Raw genomic sequence first — 17,265 nt, 5'->3', positions numbered from 1 at the left:
GGTCCCGAATTCGGTTCGCGCCGGCCGCGCCCTTCGCGCGATTCCCTTTCGCGTCGATGTGCGGCCTCTCCGGCGTGCCCATTCGGTTCACAGCAATGGAGTTTCCTCGATGACGAACGCAAGCAAAAAGTCGAGCCGGCGGATCGGAATTGACATCGGCGGCACCTTCACCGACCTCTTCGTTGTCGAAGAGAATGGCGAGTCCCGCATCTACAAGTCGCCGACCACCCCGCACGATCCGTCCGTCGGTCTGCTGAACGGTCTGACCAAGGCCGCCGACAGTTTCGGGGAGTCGCTGGAGGACTTCCTCGGGGCAGTGTCGACGATCGTGCACGGCACGACGATCGCCACCAACGCCGTGCTGACGCACCAGGGGGCGAAGACCGGTTTCGTGACGACACACGGCTTCCGCGACCTGCTGAACATGCGCCGCGGCATCCGTGAGCGGCAGAACGACTCCAAGTACGGGCCGCCGCTCCCGCTCGTCCCCCGCCAGCTCATCGCGACGGTCCGTGAGCGCGTCGACGTGTCGGGCAACGAGGTCGTGGCCCTCAACGAGGACGATGTCCGCGCGGCGGCGCGGTATTTCCGTGAGCAGGGCGTCGAGGCGGTCGCCGTCTCCTATTTGTGGTCCTTCGTGGACGCCACGCACGAACAGCGCACCGCGGAAATTCTGCGCGAGGAACTCCCCGGCGTGTTCGTCACGATATCAAGCGACGTGGTGCCCCAGATCCGCGCCTACGAGCGGCACAGCACGACCGTGCTGAATGCTTTTGTCGGACCCAAGCTGCAGAATTACCTGGCGAACATCGAACGGCAGTTGGCGGACCGGGGATTTTCCGGGACGCTGCTCATCGTGCAGTCCAATGGTGGTGTGATGTCGCCGGAGATCGCCAGCAATTCTGCGGTCAACGCGCTCATGTCCGGTCCCGCGGCGGCGCCCGGGGCGGCCCTCCAGTACGCCCGTCGGCACGGCGCGGAGGATGTCATCGCCGTGGACATGGGTGGCACCAGCTTCGACGTCGCCCTGGTGCGCGGCGGCGAGTCGCTGCTGACCGGTGACAGCGAGATCGCCGGGTACCGGGTCGCGCTGCCCATGCTGGACATACACACGGTGGGCGCGGGCGGCGGTTCGCTGGTGTGGGTGGACTCCGGGGGCATCCTGCGGGTCGGCCCGCAGAGCGCCACCGCCAACCCGGGCCCCGCCTGCTACGGCCGCGGCGGCGAGAACCCCACGACCACCGACGCCGACCTCCTCATGGGCTACCTGAACCCGGACATGTTCGGCGACGGTGCCTTCACCCTGGACGTCGATGCGGCGCGCAAGGCCGTCGAGGAGAAGGTCGCCAAGCCGCTCGGCCTGTCCGTCTCCGAGGCGGTCGAGGGCATCTACCGCGTGGTGAACGCGACCATGGCCGAGGCCGTCAGCGCGGTGTCGGTCAAGCGCGGCGTCGACCCCCGCGAGTTCACCGTGGTGGTCGCGGGCGGCGCCGGCCCGATCCACGCCGTGCCGATCGCGCAGGAACTCGGCATCACCCGCATCATCGTGCCCCGCGAGTCGTCGGTGTTCTGCGCCGTCGGCACCCTCCTCACCGACCTCAAGCACCTGTACGCCCGCACCTTCGTCTCCGACATGGACACCCTCGACCTGGACCGTGTCGGCGAGCTGTACCGGGAGATGCGCGACGAGGCCGTCGAGACATTGCGCTCGGAGAACGTGGCGGACGACGCGATCGACCTCGTCTTCAGCGCCGACGTGCGCTACATCGGCCAGTTCACCGAGATCGAGGTCCCTCTGGCGTTCGACGGCGAGCTGACCCAGGAGTCGGTCAAGCAGCTGGTCAGCGACTTCGAGGCGAAGCACGAGGCCCTCAACGGGTACGCCATGCCCGGCGAGCCCACCGAACTGATCAACGTACGCCTCACCTCCCTGGGACGCACCGCCAAGCCCGCGCTCGCCGACGAGCTCTCCGCCGGCGCGGACCCGAGCGCAGCCCGCAAGGGTGCCCGCGAGGCGATCTTCTCCGGCCGGACCGTGCGCACCGACGTCTACGACGGCCTCGCGCTGCGCCGCGACAACCGCGTCGTCGGCCCCGCCATCATCGAGCAGCCCACGACCACCGTCGTCCTCATCGAGGGCTACGCCATGACGGTGGACGCGCAGGGCAACTACGTCATCGAACCGGCGCAGCAGCCGGCCTGAAGGGAATCGAGCAGATGACACAGACACAGACACCTTCCGCGTCCAACCCCATCCTCGTGGCCGTGATCGGCAGTGCCCTCGACGGCATCACCAGCGAGATGGGCCAGACGATGCTGCGCACCTCGCGTTCGCCGATCTTCGTGGAGGCTCGCGACTTCGCAACCTCTCTTTTCAGCTCGGACTGCCGGCTGCTCGCCCAGACCCACTACATCCCGGTCATCGGCGGGGCGACGCCGTTCGCCCTGCGCGCCATCGCGGAGTTCTTCGGCGACGACGTGCACGACGGTGACGTCTTCATCCACAACGACCCGTTCAACGGCGGCTCGCACCTGCCCGACATCACCATCGCCCGCCCGGTCTTCTGGGACGGTGAACTCGTCTTCTGGGCCACGACCAAGGGGCACAACGTCGACGTCGGCGGTGGCGGTGTCGTCGGGTTCAACCCCGGCGCGCGGGACGTCCAGGAGGAGGGCATCGTCATCCCGCCCACCCGGGTCGTCGCCAAGGGCGAACTGCGCCGCGATGCCTGGGAGTTGATTCTCTCAAACGTCCGGATGCGGGCATTGGTGGAGAGCGTTCTGAACTGCCAGATCGGTGCCACCGCCATCGGCGAACGCCGACTGAAGGGCCTGCTGGAGAAGTACGGGCCCCGGACCATCGGCGCCGCCACCGACGAGCTGCTGCTGGCGAGCGCGCGCCAGGTCCGCGCCGAGATCGCCAAGATCCCCGACGGCGAGTACAGCGCCGACGCGCTGCTCGACAACGACGGCATCGACCGGGACCGCTCGTACCGGGTGGCCCTGACGATCAAGGTCGAGGGCGAGCACCTCACGTTCGACTTCAGCGACAGCGACGAGCAGGCCAAGGGCTTCATCAACAGCACGATCGCCAATACGGTCGCCTCGGCCCACCTGGCTCTCTTCGGCTGCATCGACCCGGACATCCGCTACAACGCCGGTGCCATCGAGCCGATCGAGGTCATCGCCCCGGCGGGTACGCTCACCAACCCGCACGCCCCCGCGCCCGTCGCGGCCTGCACCGTCCCGACGTGCGAGGCCATCGCCTCGGCGGTGTGGGTGGCCCTGTCGAAGGCCGTTCCGAGCCGGGCGCACGCCGGTTGGGCGCGCTGGTGCACGCCCGCCACGATGGGCATGAACCCCCGAACGGGCCGTCCTTTCGGCGATCTCCACTTCCTGGGCAAGGGCGGCAGCGGCGCCACGGAGGGCTTCGACGGCTGGGACCACCTCTCCCCGTCGAACACGCTGGGCGGGCTGCGCGCCCCGGACCCCGAGCTGCACGAGCTGGACACCCCGTACCTCCTGGAGGAGCTCGAATACCTCCCTGACAGCGCGGGCGGCGGCCAGTGGCGCGGTGGTCTCGGCGTGCGCTACCGCTGGCGGGTCCTGGCCGACGGCATCACCTGTGCCACGTACGGCAGCGGCTTCATGCCAGAGACCGCGCCCGTGGGGCTGCTCGGCGGGCGCTCCGGGATCGTCCAGCGGCTGACGCTCACCCGGCCCGGCGCCGAACCCGTCGAGGTCGACTCCAACTCCTTCTACACCCTCAACAAGGGCGATGTGTTCGAGGTGATCGCGAGCGGTGGCGGCGGGTTCGGTGACCCGCGACTGCGCCCCGCCGAGCTGGTACTGCACGACGTACGCGAAGGCGTCGTCTCGCTCGACGCCGCGCGCACCGTCTACGGCGTCGCCATCGACGCGGACACCCTCGACGTACGCGAGGACGAGACCCGGAGTCTGCGCGCCGCGGTCTGACCGGCACACCCCCGCCCGCTTTCGACCAGCAGAGGAACCCCCACCATGGCCCACATCAGCCTCGCCGTGGCCGCGAGCCACGCCCCCGGCCTGATCGGCATGTTCGATCAGGCGCCCGAAGCATCGCAGAAGATGGTCACCTCCGCCTACGGCTCCCTGGCCCGGCAGATCCGCGAGACCGAACTCGACGTGATCCTCATGGTGGCCAACGACCACATGGCCAACAACCGCATCCGCGAGTACCCGGACTTCGTCGTCGGGATGGCGCCCGAGCACCGCGGGCCGGCCGAGTTCTTCAAGGACTGGCTGGGCTGCGGCGAGTACCGGATCCCGGGGCGCCCGGACATCGCGGAGAAGGTCCTCAACGGGCTGAACCGGCGCGGCGTTCCGGTCACGGCGACCCGCGAGAACCTCAACTTCGACGACAACATCTCAGTGCCGGTGGTCAAGACCGGGATCGAGGCCAGCGGCGTCCCGATCATCCCGATCCTCCAGAACGTCACGGTCCCGCCCTTTCCCGACCAGCACCGGTGTTACGAGATCGGGCAGCACCTCGCCGACCTCGTCGAGCACGACCTGCCGTCCGATCTGCGGGTCGGCCTCTTCGCCACCGGCGGCATGAGCCACGAGCCGGGCGGCGTGCGGGACTTCTGGATCGACGAGGAGTTCGACAACTGGTTCCTCGGCCTGCTCGCCGACGGCGACCACGAGAAGGTGCTGTCCGAAGTCACCCTGGAGCGCCTCGACCAGGCCGGCATCGGCGGGACCGGGGAGCTGCTGAGCTGGATCCTCGTCATGGGCGCGATCGGCGAGCGGCCCTGCGACGTCCTCGGCTACACCGCCTGGGACAAGTGGCGCTGCGGCATCGGCGCGGTCAGCTGGGACATGACGTCGGCGCCGGCCGGTCGCTGAGAAGGGATCGAATCACCATGAGTCTGGAAAGCATCAACCGCGCCCTGGTCTCGCACGATCTGGTGCAGGATCTGAAGTGGAACGCCGTCCTGCGCGACGAGTTCGTGCGGGACGAGGCGGCCGTGCTCGACCGCTACGAACTGACCGGGACGGAACGCACGGCGATCGAGGAGCGGGACTTCCGCACCCTGTACGACCTGGGTTTCCACCCGTACCTCGGGGCGCAGTTCGCCCGGATCCTGTTCGCCAACAACAAGTCCGGAGCCACCAGCGCGGTGCAGCACCTGTTGGCGTCGATCCGCCGTGAACCGCTGGCGGGCCCCGCCGAAGCGGGTGGCGCGTGACGCGGGAGGCCGCCGCGTCCACCGCCCGGGGAGGTCGTGTCCACGACCTCCCCGCCGGTCCCGGCACCGTACGGGTCGGGGTGATCGACCCCGCCGCCCCGCCGGTGCTCTCGGTCGACTCCGGCGACGAGGTCACCCTGTCCACCTGGGGGCACTGGGGCAACCGGGTCACCCCGGACACGGTCATGGCGGACTTCCCGGCGATCAAGGCGGCGTTCCCCGACGCCCTGGGGCCGCACTCCCTCACCGGCCCCATCGAGGTACGCGGGGCCCTGCCCGGTGACACCTTGGTGGTGGACGTGCTGGCGCTCACGCCCGCGGCCCACGGCTTCAACCTGGTGGTGGCCCACCCCCGGGGCCGGGGTGTGCTGCGCGACCGGTTCCCCGAGGGGACGATCCGGCACTTCGAGCTGGACCGCGCCACCATGACCACCACGCTCGGCGGCAAGGTGCGTGTGCCCCTTAAGCCGTTCCTGGGCATCATGGGGGTGGCCCCGGCCGAGGACGGTCCGCGGAGCACGGTGGAACCCGGTTGCTTCGGTGGCAACATGGACCTGTCCGCACTCGTCGTCGGCGCCCGGCTGCGCCTGCCCGTCTTCCGTGAGGGCGCCGGTTTCTACTGCGGTGACGGTCACGCGGTCCAGGGCGACGGCGAGGTGAACCAGACCGCCATCGAGACCGGCATGGACCATGTCCGGCTGCGATTCACGGTGGAGCGCGGTGCACGGCTGCGTACGCCGCGGGCCGAGACGGAGAGCCACCTCATCTCCACCGGTTTCGGCGAGAACCTGGAGGACGCCGCCCATGACGCGGTGGACGACCTCGTGAACTGGCTGACCGACGAGGGCCTCGACGAGGACGAGGCGTACAGCCTCTGCTCCATCGCCGCGGATGTCCGCGTGACCCAGATGGTGAACAACGTCGTGGGCGTGCACGCGGTCGTCGAGAAGCTCAGCCGGTGCCCGTGAACCGGTGCCCCGCCCGCTGCGGGACACCCCGAGGAAAGGAACAGCCATGACCACCGGCGAGATCCCGGAGTACACCACCGACGCCTTCTTCGGCCTCGAAGACCGGTGGCTGCCCACCGCCGACGGCGAACTCACCCACTACCACGAGGCCGGCGAAGGCACTCCGATCCTCTTCCTGCACGGCTCCGGGACCGGCGTCACCGCCGCCGCCAACTGGTGGCTCAACCTGCCCGACCTCGCGCGCCACGGACGCTGCGTGGCCGTCGACTCGATCGGTTACGGCCAGACCGTCGTGGCGCCGGGCACCGCGTACGGGATCCGGGAGTGGGGGCGGCACGCGCTGCGCGTCCTCGACGCGCTGGGCATCGGCAAGACGTGGATCGTCGGGAACTCGATCGGCGGCTGGGTCGCCCTGCAACTCGCCCTCGACGCCCCGGAGCGCATCCTGGGCATCGTGTCGATGGGCACCGGAGGCGCGAAGAAGACCGCGGCGCTGGCGGGCCACGCCAAGCCCGAACTGTCACCAGCCGGCATCCGCCGCACCCTCGAGCAGTTCGTCGTGGACAAGGAACTGGTCACGGACGAGCTGGTCGAACTCCGCTATCAGGCGGCGATGAACGACAGCGCATCGAGCCGCTTGGAGGAGGTCGTGACAGCCCGGGACCGCGACCGCGACGCACTGCCGCTCGACCTGGCCGCCCTCGCCCACGTCGACATCCCCGTGATGTTGATCCACGGGACGCAGGACGTGGTCATCCCGGTCTCGCGGACGTGGGAACTCCTGCACGCCTTGCCGAACGCCGACGCACACCTCTTCAGCCGGTGCGGCCACTGGTCCCAGGTCGAACGCGCCGAGGAGTTCAACGAGCTGGTGGGCCAGTACCTCCGCAGACACTCGGGTCGCTGATCGGGCGCTGCCGGAACACAAGCACGAATGGTCCCCAAAAATGATCAGGGGCCGTTTCAGATCTCTCTGAAACGGCCCCTGATCTGCGACTCTCTCGAGTCGGGACGACAGGATTTGAACCTGCGACCCCTTGACCCCCAGTCAAGTGCGCTACCAAGCTGCGCCACGTCCCGCTGCGTTTCCTCCCGGTGTTCCCGGGTGGCCGCGCAGGACAAACATTACCTCACTCCGAGGACCGCATCGACGCCCCCACCTGCTGGGCGCGCGTCGCCAGGCCCTCCGCGCCGCAGGCGGTGGCGAGCTTCATGGCTCGGGCGAGCTCGCGTCGGGAGCGGATCGCCTGGCCGTACTCGAAGCGGGCCAGGGCGTGCTCGTAGGCGGACGGGGATGCCTCCAGGTGGCGTACGGCCTCGGCCCGCAGGTGGTTGGCCTCCTCCTCGTCGGGCGCGAAGAGGGCGACGCAGCGCAGGGCCTCACCGATGGCCGTGTTCGTGCCGAGGCGTTCCGCGTGGACGCGGGCCCGGGTGGCCAGCTGGGCGGCGCGGACCGGGTCGGTGTCGGCCAGGGCGCGAGCGAGGTCGCCCGCCCAGGGTGCCCAGATGTTGTTGAAGCGGCCGCGAGGTTCCAGTGCGGCTCCCGCCGACTCCAGCTCGGCCACGGCCTCCTCGGTGCGGCCCTCGGCCAGGAGCAGCCGTCCGCGTACGCACGGGGCGTCCGGCAGGACCATGGCCGTGGGGTACGGCGGGCCGAAGGCGTAGCGGTCGGCGACCAGCCGGGCCTCCGCCGTCCTGCCCCGGGAGAGCAGGGTGTCGACGAGCAGACAGGTGGCGTCCCAGTGGATGGGCAGGCCGCTGCCCGCGCGGTCGGCGAGGCGCAGCCCCTCCCGCAGGAAACCCTCGGCCTCGGCGAGACGGCCGCGCCTGCGGTGGACGAGGCCGAGGAGGGTGTGGGCGAACGCGAGGTGCGCGCCGCTCCAGCCGGAGATCTCGAAGGCGCGTACGGCTTCGCTGAAGAGGGCTTCGGCGCGGTCGAGGCGGTCGGTGAAGGCGTAGGTGATGCCGACCATGGCGGGGAGTTCGAAGCCCCATTCGGAGTCGGTCCAGCCCAGCCCGCGTGCGGGGCGCCCGTCCACGAGGGCGCGTTCGCAGAAGTCCGCGATGAGCTGTGCGTCCTCGCCGCGCAGCATCGCGTCGAACGCGCGGAGGGTGAGCATGGCGCGCTCGGCGTTGTCGCGGCCCTTGAGGTGGTCGGCCGGGCGAGCCGGGCCGAACGGCCGGGACCGTCGTCCTCGGACTCCTGCATGCCCTCCCAGAGGAAGTGCGCGGCCTGGAGTCGCATCAGCCCGGGGCCGGGTGGCGTGCGGGACGCTTCGGCCGCCAGCGAGAGCGCCGCGTCCTTGAGCTGGTTGTTGTGGGACAGGGCGGAGGCGAGCCGGAAGGTGGCGTCGATCCGCAGCGCCTCGTCGAGTCCCGGCGTGTCGAGTGCGGCGCGCAGATGCTGCACCGTGGTGGCGGGCGAGGAGAGCAGCGTGGCGCAGCCCAGTTCGTACAGAAGTTCCGCCCGGTCGTGCGGACGCGGAGGCTCCTCCAGGGCTCGTTCGAGACAGCGCCTGGCGGCTTCCGGGGCGCCGACCGCGAGGTGCTGGCGTGCCGCCTCGCGCAGCTGCGCGACCAGCTCCTGGTCGTCGTCCGGGTGGACTTCGAGCAGATGGCGCGAGGCCGCCGCCGCACCGAGTCCGGCCTGGGTGATGGCCCAGGCGGCCCGTCCGTGCATGGCGGTACGGGTCGCCGGCGGGATGGAGCGGTAGACGGCGGTCGCGATGAGCGGGTGGACGAACTCCAGCGGGTCGAATCCGCTGACGATACGGGCGTCACGCAGCCGTGCCGTGCAGTCGGCGGCCTCCGCCGAGCTCATCCCGGCCAGGTTCGCGGCGAGCTCCTGGGAGATCTCGGTGCCGAGGACGGCCGCCGCCCACGCGAAGCGGTTGGCGTTCGTGCCCAGGCGTTCGAGGCGGGCGACGAGACCGCTGCCGCGTGCCGACGCGCCGAGCTCACGGAGCAGTCCCGCGGATTCCTCGACCGGGGCGAGCTCGCGGTCCTGTGCCTTGGCGACGAGCTCGACCGCCTCGTACGGGTTGCCGCCGGTGACGGCCCAGACCTCGCGGCAGAAGGGGTCGTCGGCGTGGTCGCCCAGCCCCGCGCGGACCAGCTCGGCCGTGGCGTCGGGCGTGAGGGCGCGCAGGGCCACCCTGATCAGCGCGGGGTGCCCCTCGGCGGCGGCGGCGCCGCCCGGGGTGCGGGCCATGGCCCAGTCGGCGTTGCGGTCGGCGAACTCCTGCGGGCGGTGGGCCTGGACGATCAGGACGGGCAGCTCGGAGAGCCGCGCGGTGAACCCGGCGAGCCAGGCGAGGGACTCGCCGTCCGCCCAGTGGGCATCGTCGATTATGAGGAGGAGCGGCCTGTGGCTGAGGCGGGAGGCGAGCCGCGCCACGACGAAGTCGAGGCCGTCCCTGACGCCCTGCGGGTCGGCCTGCGGGCCGCTCGGCTCGGCGAGGCCCAGTGCGGGCGCGGTGACCTCGAACCAGTCACCGAACAGGGCGCGGGTCTCGTCGGCGGGGAACCGGTCCAGCGCGGGCTGGAGGAGCTGGCGTACGACGTGGAACGGCACCGAGGTCACGGTCTCGCCGCCGCGCGCCGACCAGACGGTGCAGCGGTCGGCGGCCATCGCGTGGATCTCTGCGAGCAGGGCGGTCTTTCCGATGCCTGCTTCGCCGCTGAAGACGAGCAGCCCGCCGGCTGCTTGTCCGCCGCAGAGCCCGTCCACCGCCTGTGCGGCGGCGGCGAGTTCCGGTTCGCGCTCGTACAACGGCCGGGACGGCTTCATGCCTCCCCTTCCCAGGGTGTGTGCGGAGGGTTCCGAGCCTAGTCGCGCGCGGGTGCCCAGGGACAGCGTTCACAAGGTTCTCCGCAGGTGCGAGGCACAATCGCAGGGTGGACGAATCTCGCAGGGACCGCGACGAGGAAGGACGGGCGCGCAATGCGCGCCCCCGTGACGGGCTCGGGCGCCCCCTGCCCTACGGCGCTCCGGGGGTGGAGCGCCAGCCCGAGGGTGTGGTGCGCTCCCCCGGCGAGACCGTGCGTGAGGCGCAGCGGCTCCTGGACGCGGGGATGCCCTTCCACGCGCACGAGGTCCTGGAGGACGCCTGGAAATCGGGGCCGGACGCGGAGCGCGAGCTGTGGCGGGGTCTCGCCCAGATGGCGGTGGGGCTGACCCATGCCGCCCGGGGCAACGCGGCGGGCGGGGCACGGCTGTTGAGGAGGGGAGCCGCCGCCGTCGAGGCGTTCGGCGGGACGGATCCGCACGGGATCGGTGTGGGCGGACTGATCGGCTGGGCCCGGGAGTTGGCGGGCCGCGTCGACGCCCTGGGGCAGGAGAGCGCGGGTTCGGGGCACGGGGGCAGGTCCGTCGTGGACGCCGCGACGGAGGCCCCTTGGCTTCTGCGTGGGGACCGGCCCCGGAAGTAGGCACGTGCGTGCGATAGGTTTTGCTCCTTCCTGACAGCGTGTTCATCGCGCCTGTCACCGCACGTTCCCTTTTCCGAACCACTCGCTCAGGAGACGGACGCCCCGATGACCGACATCATCAACGGCCTCGGCCGTGCCACCGCATACGGGGCCCTCGGCGTCGTACTGCTCGTTCTCGGCATATTTCTGATAGACGCCCTGACGCCGGGCAAGCTCGGCCGCCAGATATGGGAGGAGCGCAACCGCAACGCGGCGCTGCTCCTGAGCTCGGCTCTGCTGGGCATCGGCGGCATCGTGTTCACGTCGATCTGGACGACGTACGAGGACTTCGGCAAGGGGCTCGCCTCTACGGCCTCGTTCGGGCTGCTCGGCCTGATCATGATGGCCGTCGCCTTCCTCGTCGTGGACCTGGTCACGCCCGGAAAGCTCGGCGCCACGCTGGTCGAGCGGGAGCCGCACCCGGCGGTCTGGGTGACGGCGTCCTGCAATCTGGCGGTCTCCGCCATCGTGTCCGCGTCGATCGCCTGATCGCGCCGGCCGATCCCTCGGTCCGGCGAACAACACCGTGCGCAGCCATTACGATCCGGCGTCATGAGCACTTCTGACCAGGACCAGGACACACGGCGGGACACACGGCCGGACGCGCGGCGGGACCCCCGGGACGAGAAGCAGGACACCCGGCCGGACGCCGGGCAGGCTCCCGAGCCCGGCACCGGACGGGACACACCGGACGAGGCACCCGACGAGGCACCGGGGAACGCGCCGGAGGAACCGGCGCGGGAGCCGGGCGCCGACGAGGTCTCCGAGCCCGCCGCGCACGACGAGAGACTCACGCCCCGTCAGGCGCGGCGGCTCCGTATCGTCCTCTCCTCGGTGGGCATGGCGGCCATGGCCGTCGTCCTCGCCCTCCGGATAGCCAGCCGCTCCTCCGTGCTCGTCGTCGGTGTCTACGGCCTCGCGCTCATCCTCTGCGGCGTGGTGATCGAGCTCAGCAGGAACGGCCGGACCCGGCTCGGCAGCTGGCTGCTGGGGATCGGTCTGGTGGCCGCGATCGGCGCCGACTGGCTGCTCATCCCCTGAACCCGGACCGCGTCCGGCTCGCGCAGGTCACAGCACGGTGATCCGCACGGACGCCCCGTCGGGGTCGACCTGGTCGAGCCAGCCCGCCGCCAGATGGAAGGGCCTGCCGGGAACCACGGGCAACAGCATTCGGCTGCGGTGGAGTTCGCGCCCGTCCTGGGTGACGACGAGCACCGGCCGGGACAGCCGTCGCGCGGTGCGCAGCACGAACCGGTCCCCCTGCGGTCGCGCGCCGTCCGGTCCCGTCACATTGGGGGCGATCCATCGCAGCGGCGCGTCCACGAGCAGAGGCCGTCTGCTTCCGGCCGGCTCCCCGGTGCCGGCCAGGTGGTGCAGCACGGGCACCGCCACGGCCCGGCCCTCCTGGGCCGCGGCTCCCGCGCGCTCGACGGCGTGCAGCAGATTGCCTGCCGCGAAGACCCCCGGCCGCGACGTACGGTACGCGGCGTCGTACGCGGGTCCCCGGGTCCCGGGATCCAGTTCGATCCCGCCGCGTCTGGCGAGCTCGTGGTCGGGGATGAAGTCGCCGGTCAGGACCACGGTGTCGCAGCGCAGTGTGGTCCTACGTCCGTCCTCGTGGCGCAGTGCAACCCCGGACAGCCGGGACCTGCCGGTGAGGCCGGTGACCGTGGCGCCCGTGAGCAGGGGCACGCGGAGGCTCCGGGCGCGGACGGGACGGGGCGGCTGGTCGGTGACGACGGCGACGATCTCCACCCCGGCCGCGAGCAGGGTGGCGACGGCGGCGCGGCCGACGGGCTCGTCGCCGACGACGACCGCGCTGGTGCCGATCCGCTGTCCGTACAGATGGACGGCCTGCTGGAGCTCGCCGGTGGTGTACACGCCGGCCGGCCGGGTCCCGGGGATCAGCCGGGCGCTGCGCGGCCGTTCACGGGCTCCCGTGGCGAGCACGACGGCCCGGGCGGTGACGCGTTCGAGCCCGCCGGGTCCGGTCGTCTCCACGGTGCGCGGCCCCGCCCAGCCGGTGACGGTGACCCCGGTGCGCAGGGCGGCTCCCGCGCGGACGGCCGCCTCGGCACTCCGCGCGGCGTACGCGGGTCCGCTGAGCCCTCCCGGGATGTACTCCGGTTCGCCCGCCACGGACCGGCTGTACGCGAATGCGCCGGCCGTCGCCCATGCGTAGGCCGACCGGTCGAGGCGCCCGCCGAAGCCGCCGTGGTGGCAGTGGCGGGGCACCCCGCCCGGCTCCTGCTCGCGTTCCAGGATCTCCACCCGGCCCGCGCCCGCCGTGGCGAGTTCGGCTCCGGCCGACAGGCCGGCCGGGCCCGCCCCGACAATCAGGACGTCGACCTCCCGTGCGGTCACGGTCATGGTCGCGCCTCCTCGAAGAGGGCGCGGACGGCCGCGCCGCAGTAGAAGCCCTGGCACCGGCCGCCACGGGCGCGGGTGCGCCGCCGCAGGCCGTCGAGCGAGTGCGGCGGGACGGTCGCGGACAGGGCGTCCCGGATCTCCCCCAGGGTGACCTGCTCGCAGTGGCAGACGAGGGTGCCGTAGGCCGGGTCCTCGGCGATCAGCTCCGCTCTGCGGTAGGGCCGGGGGAACGCCTCGCCGATGTTGGGCATCGTGAGCGGCGGGAGGGAGCGCGGGACGCCGGGCTCCAGACCGGTGGCGGCGAGCAGCCCGGTCACGTGCCGGGCGATCGCCATGGACGCGGTGAGCCCGGTGGAGCGGATGCCGCCCACGGCGACGTACCGCAGTCCCGGGTACTCCTGGATGCGGTAGTCCTCCTGCCCGGTGGCCGCGCGCAGGCCCGCGTAGACCGCGGTGACCTCCTCGTCGAGGAGCCGGGGCACGATCCGGCGTCCCTTCTCGCGCAGCAGGCCGAGACCACCGGCCGTGGAGCCGGTGTCGGTCTTGTCGTCGAGCTCCTCGGCGGTGGGGCCGAGGAGGACGTTGCCGAACACGGTCGGCGCGACGAGGACGCCTTTGCCGCCGGGGCCGGGGACCGGCAGGAGGATGTGGCCGACGAGGTCGCGTGCGAGCTTGTCGAAGACGATGAGCTGGCCCCGGCGCGGGGTCACGGTGAAGACGTCGTGGCCGAGGAGCCGGTCGATCTCGTCGGCGTACAGCCCGGCGGCGTTGACCAGGTAGCGGGTGCGCAGCGGCCCCCGCGAGGTGGTGAGGAGATGGCCGTCGTCGTCGCGGGTGATGTCCTGCACCCGGCAGTTCAGATGCAGGTGGACGCCCGCCCTGACGGCCTGGGTGGCGAAGGCGAGCGGAGTGGTCCAGGGGCAGATGATGCTCTCGTCGGGGACTTCGAGCGCGCCGAGCGCGCCGGGCCCGAGGTTCGGTTCCCTCGCGCGCAGTTCGTCGGCGCCGATCAGGCGGGCCGCGTGGTAGCCGTTGCGCTCCGCCTTGGCGAGGAGCCGGGGCAGGGCGGCGAGCTGCTGCTCGTCCCAGGCGACGAGGAGGGCGCCGACCCGCTCGACGGGGATGCCTGTCTCGGCCGCGTAGGCGGTGAGGAGTTCCTTCCCCTCGCGTACGAGGCGGGCCTCCAGCGAATCGGGTACGGCGTCGAAACCGGTGTGCAGGATCGCCGTGTTGGCCTTGGACGTGGCGTTGCCGATGTCGTCGGACGCCTCGACCAGGGCGGTCCGCAGCTCGTACCGGGCCAGTTCGCGGGCGATGGCCGCGCCGACGACGCCCGCGCCGACGACCGTGACGTCGTACGCCGTCCCGTGGCCGTCGTCCGGCTGCGGCGGGCCCGTCGTGGTGACGGTGACGGTCATGCGCGCTCCAGGAGAAGGTCCACGGCGGCGCGGAAGCCCGCGAGGCGCTCGGCCGCCTCGTCCGCGCCGATCCGTGGTTCGTAGACGGCGGAGGGCTGCCATCGCGGGACCGCCTGCCGCACCGGAAGCGTGGGGTCGAGCCCGAGCCGGGCCATCGCGCCGGCGCCCAGCGCGGTCGCGTCGGGCAGGGCGGAGACCTCGACGGGCCGTTGCAGCAGGTCGGCCTGGGTCTGCATGAGCAGGGCGGAGCGGGTCAGGCCGCCGTCGACCCGGAGCGCGGTCAGCGGTGCGCCCAGCTCGGCCGTGACGGCGTCGGCGAGTGCGACGACCTGCGCGGCGATGCCCTCGCACAGGGCGCGGACCAGATGGCCCGCGGTGGTGTCGAGCCCGAGGCCGGTCACGGAGCCGCGCAGGTCGCTGCGCCACCAGGGTGCGGCGAGACCGGCGAGCGCGGGTACGAAGGTGACGCCGCCCGTGCCGGGGACGGTGGCGCCGACCGGGTCGAGGTCGGCGGCTCCGGAGATCACCCCGAGGTCGGTGAGCCAGCGCACGGCGGACGCGGCCGTGTAGACCTGTCCGTCCAGGCAGTAGTCGGTGCGCCCGCCGAGCCTCCAGGCGACACAGCTGACCAGGCCGGTGGAGCCGGTGCTCGGCCGGCTTCCGGTCTGGGCGAGCAGGAACGCCCCTGTCCCGTAGGTGCACTTGGCGTTGCCGGGGTCCAGCGCGTTCTGTGCCAGGAGTGCGGCCTGCTGGTCGACGACGAGGCCGGTCAGGGGGATCTCGCCGCCGAATGCCGTGGTGGTGCCGACGGGACCCGCGCAGTCGACGACGGCGGGCAGCCGTTCGCCGGACAGGCCGAAGATCTCCAGGGCGGCGGGCGACCAGCCCACGTCATGGAGTGCGAGCAGCTGGGTGCGTCCCGCGGTGGCGGCGTCGGTGACGAACGCGCCCGTCAGCCGGTGCACCAGCCAGGAGTCGCTGGTGGTCACGACGCCCTCGCGGGTCAGCTCGCGGCGTATCCACGCCATCTTGGGCGCGGCGAAGTACGGATCGAGCGGAAGCCCGGTGAGCTCGCGCAACTCGGCCGCGTGCGGGGCGAGTTCCTCACACAGGCCCGAGGCACGCCGGTCCTGCCAGACGACGGCCGGGGTGAGCGGCCGGCCGCTCGCGGGGTCCCAGGCCAGCACGGTCTCGCCCTGGTTGGCGAGGCCCACCGCGGTCACGGGTTCGCCCGCCTCCGCCACGGCCCGCCGGCCCGCGTCGACGACCGATCCGAGCAGCTCGGCGGGGTCGGCCTCCACGAGGCCGCCTTCCCCGTAGCGCGGACGTACGGGCGCCGAGGCGGAACCGATCACGCCGCGCTCGGGGCAGATCACCAGCGCTTTGGTTCCGGACGTCCCCTGGTCGAGGGCGAGTACCGGTCCGGTCAATCGACGCTCCAGCCGTGCGGGCCGCCCGCTTCCGGGCGGAATGGTGATCACCTGGTCCAGCGGACCACAGTCGTGCAGTCCACGCCCCGCGTCAACCCTCGCCAGGCCATCCGACCATGAGGCCGTTGGGCAGATCAATGTCCTTCAGAGGTAACGCAGTTGAGTAAGATCCGCAAAGTCGCGAAGGGCGGGCGCGGAACCCCTAAACTCACCGCGCGAACACAACTTGACGATCAACAAGAGCAGTTCACAAATGAGCAACTCAACCCCCCACATTCTGAGGATTCATGACGTTAAGAATCTGCGCCGCGCCGCCGTGCCCGGCACACCGCCCCGCCCTCTCCGTGAGTCCAGGGCCGGGGCGCACACATGGCTCCCGGTGATTTCCGTCCGGTCTACCATCCCGCCGGGCACGACCACGCGTTACGTGTGGCGTTGCAGGATCTGAGGACCGGCCGCTGGCTCGCGATGCGGGACCTGCTGGAGAGCACGCCGGACTGGTCGCTGTGGACCCAGCGCACCCAGGTCCTCGCGGCCGTGGCGGCGGGCTCGGACACCGTGCAGGCCTGGCGGGCCGAGGAGCCGAGGAGTGTGGCCGCGGCCGTGATGCACGCCCGGGTGGTGGTGGAGCGTGCGGTACGCGCCCATCGTGAGAAGCACCCGCGCGCACAGGAGTTGTGGAACTCCGCGTGGGAGGGGTGCCGCGCCGCCGCGTACGCCTCACCCGAGGACCCGGTGCCCTGGGTCTGCCTGCTGGCGCTCTCACAGCTCGACGAGGGGCAGCGCCTGGAGGAGCACCGGCTTCTTCCGCCCGGCCCGATGCTGTTCCCCGGGCCGTGGGGCCTGCTCGCGGAGGCGGACAAGCGCGACCCGTTCAACCGCGAGGCCTACCACCGGATGCTCCAGTTCGTCTACGCGAGGCAGACGGGCGGCACCCTCTCCGAGGCGGTCAACTTCGTCCAGTGGGCTGCCTCTTCGGCGCCGGGCGGCTCACCGCTGCATGTGCTCCCCCTGTACGTGAGGGTGGAGCGCTACCGGCGCGAGCACGGCAACGAGCGTGCGCTCGACCTGCACTGGGTCACCGAGGACGGGGAGCGCGACGCCCGGCGCGCCCTGCACATCTGGTTCGACGTGGCGGACCCGGCCACGCTGTCCCTGCTCGACCTCAACCATCTGGCGCACGCGCTGTGGGGTTCGCTCCGGTTCGCCGACGCGGCACCGGTGTTCCGGGCGATGGGCCCGTACTACACATCGGTCCCCTGGTCCCACCGCACGCGCACCCCGCAGGATCCGGCCGGGGCCGAGGACGTGTTCCTGCGGGCCCGCAGCCGCTGTCTGGGCTCGGAGCGCGAGCCCGGAACGGGCCCGCACGGCTGAC

General features: G+C 71.7%; 13 protein-coding genes, 1 tRNA gene and 1 pseudogene. 10 read left to right on the top strand and 5 right to left on the bottom strand.

Features of this window, described 5'->3' with window-relative positions; translation table 11 throughout:
* Window positions 1–109: 109 nt before the first annotated feature.
* From ACWCQM_RS34000 to ACWCQM_RS33975, 6 genes are read left to right on the top strand one after another with little or no spacing between them, the layout of a single operon-like run.
* Window positions 110–2,203, top strand: coding sequence for a hydantoinase/oxoprolinase family protein (locus tag ACWCQM_RS34000; protein WP_450918924.1), 2,094 nt, complete (start codon window positions 110–112; stop codon window positions 2,201–2,203).
* Between the two features lie 14 nt (window positions 2,204–2,217).
* On the top strand, window positions 2,218–3,975 hold the full coding sequence (locus ACWCQM_RS33995; protein ID WP_450918923.1) for a hydantoinase B/oxoprolinase family protein: 1,758 nt from the start codon (window positions 2,218–2,220) through the stop codon (window positions 3,973–3,975).
* A 45-nt stretch (window positions 3,976–4,020) separates the two neighbouring features.
* Entirely contained in the window at window positions 4,021–4,887 is an 867-nt protein-coding gene (locus tag ACWCQM_RS33990) for a DODA-type extradiol aromatic ring-opening family dioxygenase (RefSeq protein ID WP_450918922.1), read from the top strand.
* 17 nt (window positions 4,888–4,904) lie between these two features.
* Window positions 4,905–5,231 carry an extradiol ring-cleavage dioxygenase gene (locus tag ACWCQM_RS33985; RefSeq protein WP_450918921.1) on the top strand — a complete coding sequence of 109 codons (327 nt, stop codon included), beginning with the start codon at window positions 4,905–4,907 and terminating at the stop codon, window positions 5,229–5,231.
* Window positions 5,228–6,199: an acetamidase/formamidase family protein gene (locus tag ACWCQM_RS33980; RefSeq protein ID WP_450918920.1), complete on the top strand. Its 972-nt coding sequence runs from the start codon at window positions 5,228–5,230 to the stop codon at window positions 6,197–6,199. Before ACWCQM_RS33985 ends, ACWCQM_RS33980 begins: the two co-directional genes overlap by 4 nt.
* Before the next feature lie 46 nt (window positions 6,200–6,245).
* Window positions 6,246–7,106, top strand: a complete 861-nt coding sequence (locus ACWCQM_RS33975) for an alpha/beta fold hydrolase (protein WP_450918919.1) — start codon at window positions 6,246–6,248, stop codon at window positions 7,104–7,106.
* A gap of 99 nt (window positions 7,107–7,205) precedes the next feature.
* On the opposite strand, the gene ACWCQM_RS33970 is transcribed toward ACWCQM_RS33975, so the two are convergent.
* A tRNA-Pro gene (locus ACWCQM_RS33970) sits at window positions 7,206–7,279 on the bottom strand.
* Window positions 7,280–7,329: 50 nt separating this feature from the next.
* A pseudogene (locus tag ACWCQM_RS33965) lies at window positions 7,330–9,989 on the bottom strand (ATP-binding protein).
* 107 nt (window positions 9,990–10,096) lie between these two features.
* Between ACWCQM_RS33965 and ACWCQM_RS33960 the strand changes: the two are divergent.
* The 3 genes from ACWCQM_RS33960 to ACWCQM_RS33950 all read left to right on the top strand — a co-directional run bounded on the left by ACWCQM_RS33960 (window position 10,097) and on the right by ACWCQM_RS33950 (window position 11,710).
* Window positions 10,097–10,630: a DUF309 domain-containing protein gene (locus tag ACWCQM_RS33960; protein WP_450918918.1), complete on the top strand. Its 534-nt coding sequence runs from the start codon at window positions 10,097–10,099 to the stop codon at window positions 10,628–10,630.
* 105 nt (window positions 10,631–10,735) lie between these two features.
* Window positions 10,736–11,158: a DUF350 domain-containing protein gene (locus ACWCQM_RS33955; RefSeq protein WP_267078644.1), complete on the top strand. Its 423-nt coding sequence runs from the start codon at window positions 10,736–10,738 to the stop codon at window positions 11,156–11,158.
* A 63-nt stretch (window positions 11,159–11,221) separates the two neighbouring features.
* A complete protein-coding gene (locus tag ACWCQM_RS33950) occupies window positions 11,222–11,710 on the top strand; it encodes a hypothetical protein (RefSeq protein ID WP_450918917.1) in 489 nt (162 codons plus the stop codon).
* Between the two features lie 27 nt (window positions 11,711–11,737).
* Here ACWCQM_RS33950 and ACWCQM_RS33945 read toward each other — a convergent pair whose 3' ends face one another.
* The 3 genes from ACWCQM_RS33945 to ACWCQM_RS33935 are packed head-to-tail and all read right to left on the bottom strand — an operon-like array spanning window position 11,738 to window position 15,887.
* Window positions 11,738–13,039 carry an NAD(P)/FAD-dependent oxidoreductase gene (locus ACWCQM_RS33945; RefSeq protein WP_450918916.1) on the bottom strand — a complete coding sequence of 434 codons (1,302 nt, stop codon included), beginning with the start codon at window positions 13,037–13,039 and terminating at the stop codon, window positions 11,738–11,740.
* A complete protein-coding gene (locus ACWCQM_RS33940; RefSeq protein WP_450918915.1) occupies window positions 13,036–14,457 on the bottom strand; it encodes an FAD-dependent oxidoreductase in 1,422 nt (473 codons plus the stop codon). Before ACWCQM_RS33940 ends, ACWCQM_RS33945 begins: the two co-directional genes overlap by 4 nt.
* Complete coding sequence (locus ACWCQM_RS33935; RefSeq protein WP_450918914.1) at window positions 14,454–15,887, bottom strand: FGGY family carbohydrate kinase; 1,434 nt, start codon at window positions 15,885–15,887, stop codon at window positions 14,454–14,456. Before ACWCQM_RS33935 ends, ACWCQM_RS33940 begins: the two co-directional genes overlap by 4 nt.
* Window positions 15,888–16,256: 369 nt before the next feature.
* Here ACWCQM_RS33935 and ACWCQM_RS33930 point away from each other — a divergent pair, with 369 nt between their 5' ends.
* Window positions 16,257–17,264 (top strand): hypothetical protein, encoded by a 1,008-nt coding sequence (locus ACWCQM_RS33930; protein ID WP_450918913.1) that lies wholly within the window; start codon window positions 16,257–16,259, stop codon window positions 17,262–17,264.
* Window position 17,265: the final 1 nt, after the last annotated feature.

It is taken from the genome of Streptomyces sp. NPDC002125, from assembly GCF_053593715.1.
This window is presented reverse-complemented; position numbering and strand designations above follow the sequence as displayed.

Bases quoted from the DNA above. Each gene is read 5' to 3' on its own strand.
- ACWCQM_RS34000 (WP_450918924.1), top strand. From the start codon at position 110: ATGACGAACGCAAGCAAAAAGTCGAGCCGGCGGATCGGAATTGACATC.
- ACWCQM_RS33995 (WP_450918923.1), top strand. From the start codon at position 2,218: ATGACACAGACACAGACACCTTCCGCGTCCAACCCCATCCTCGTGGCC.
- ACWCQM_RS33990 (WP_450918922.1), top strand. From the start codon at position 4,021: ATGGCCCACATCAGCCTCGCCGTGGCCGCGAGCCACGCCCCCGGCCTG.
- ACWCQM_RS33985 (WP_450918921.1), top strand. From the start codon at position 4,905: ATGAGTCTGGAAAGCATCAACCGCGCCCTGGTCTCGCACGATCTGGTG.
- ACWCQM_RS33975 (WP_450918919.1), top strand. From the start codon at position 6,246: ATGACCACCGGCGAGATCCCGGAGTACACCACCGACGCCTTCTTCGGC.
- ACWCQM_RS33955 (WP_267078644.1), top strand. From the start codon at position 10,736: ATGACCGACATCATCAACGGCCTCGGCCGTGCCACCGCATACGGGGCC.
- ACWCQM_RS33950 (WP_450918917.1), top strand. From the start codon at position 11,222: ATGAGCACTTCTGACCAGGACCAGGACACACGGCGGGACACACGGCCG.
- ACWCQM_RS33945 (WP_450918916.1), bottom strand. From the start codon at position 13,039: ATGACCGTGACCGCACGGGAGGTCGACGTCCTGATTGTCGGGGCGGGC.
- ACWCQM_RS33940 (WP_450918915.1), bottom strand. From the start codon at position 14,457: ATGACCGTCACCGTCACCACGACGGGCCCGCCGCAGCCGGACGACGGC.
- ACWCQM_RS33930 (WP_450918913.1), top strand. From the start codon at position 16,257: ATGGCTCCCGGTGATTTCCGTCCGGTCTACCATCCCGCCGGGCACGAC.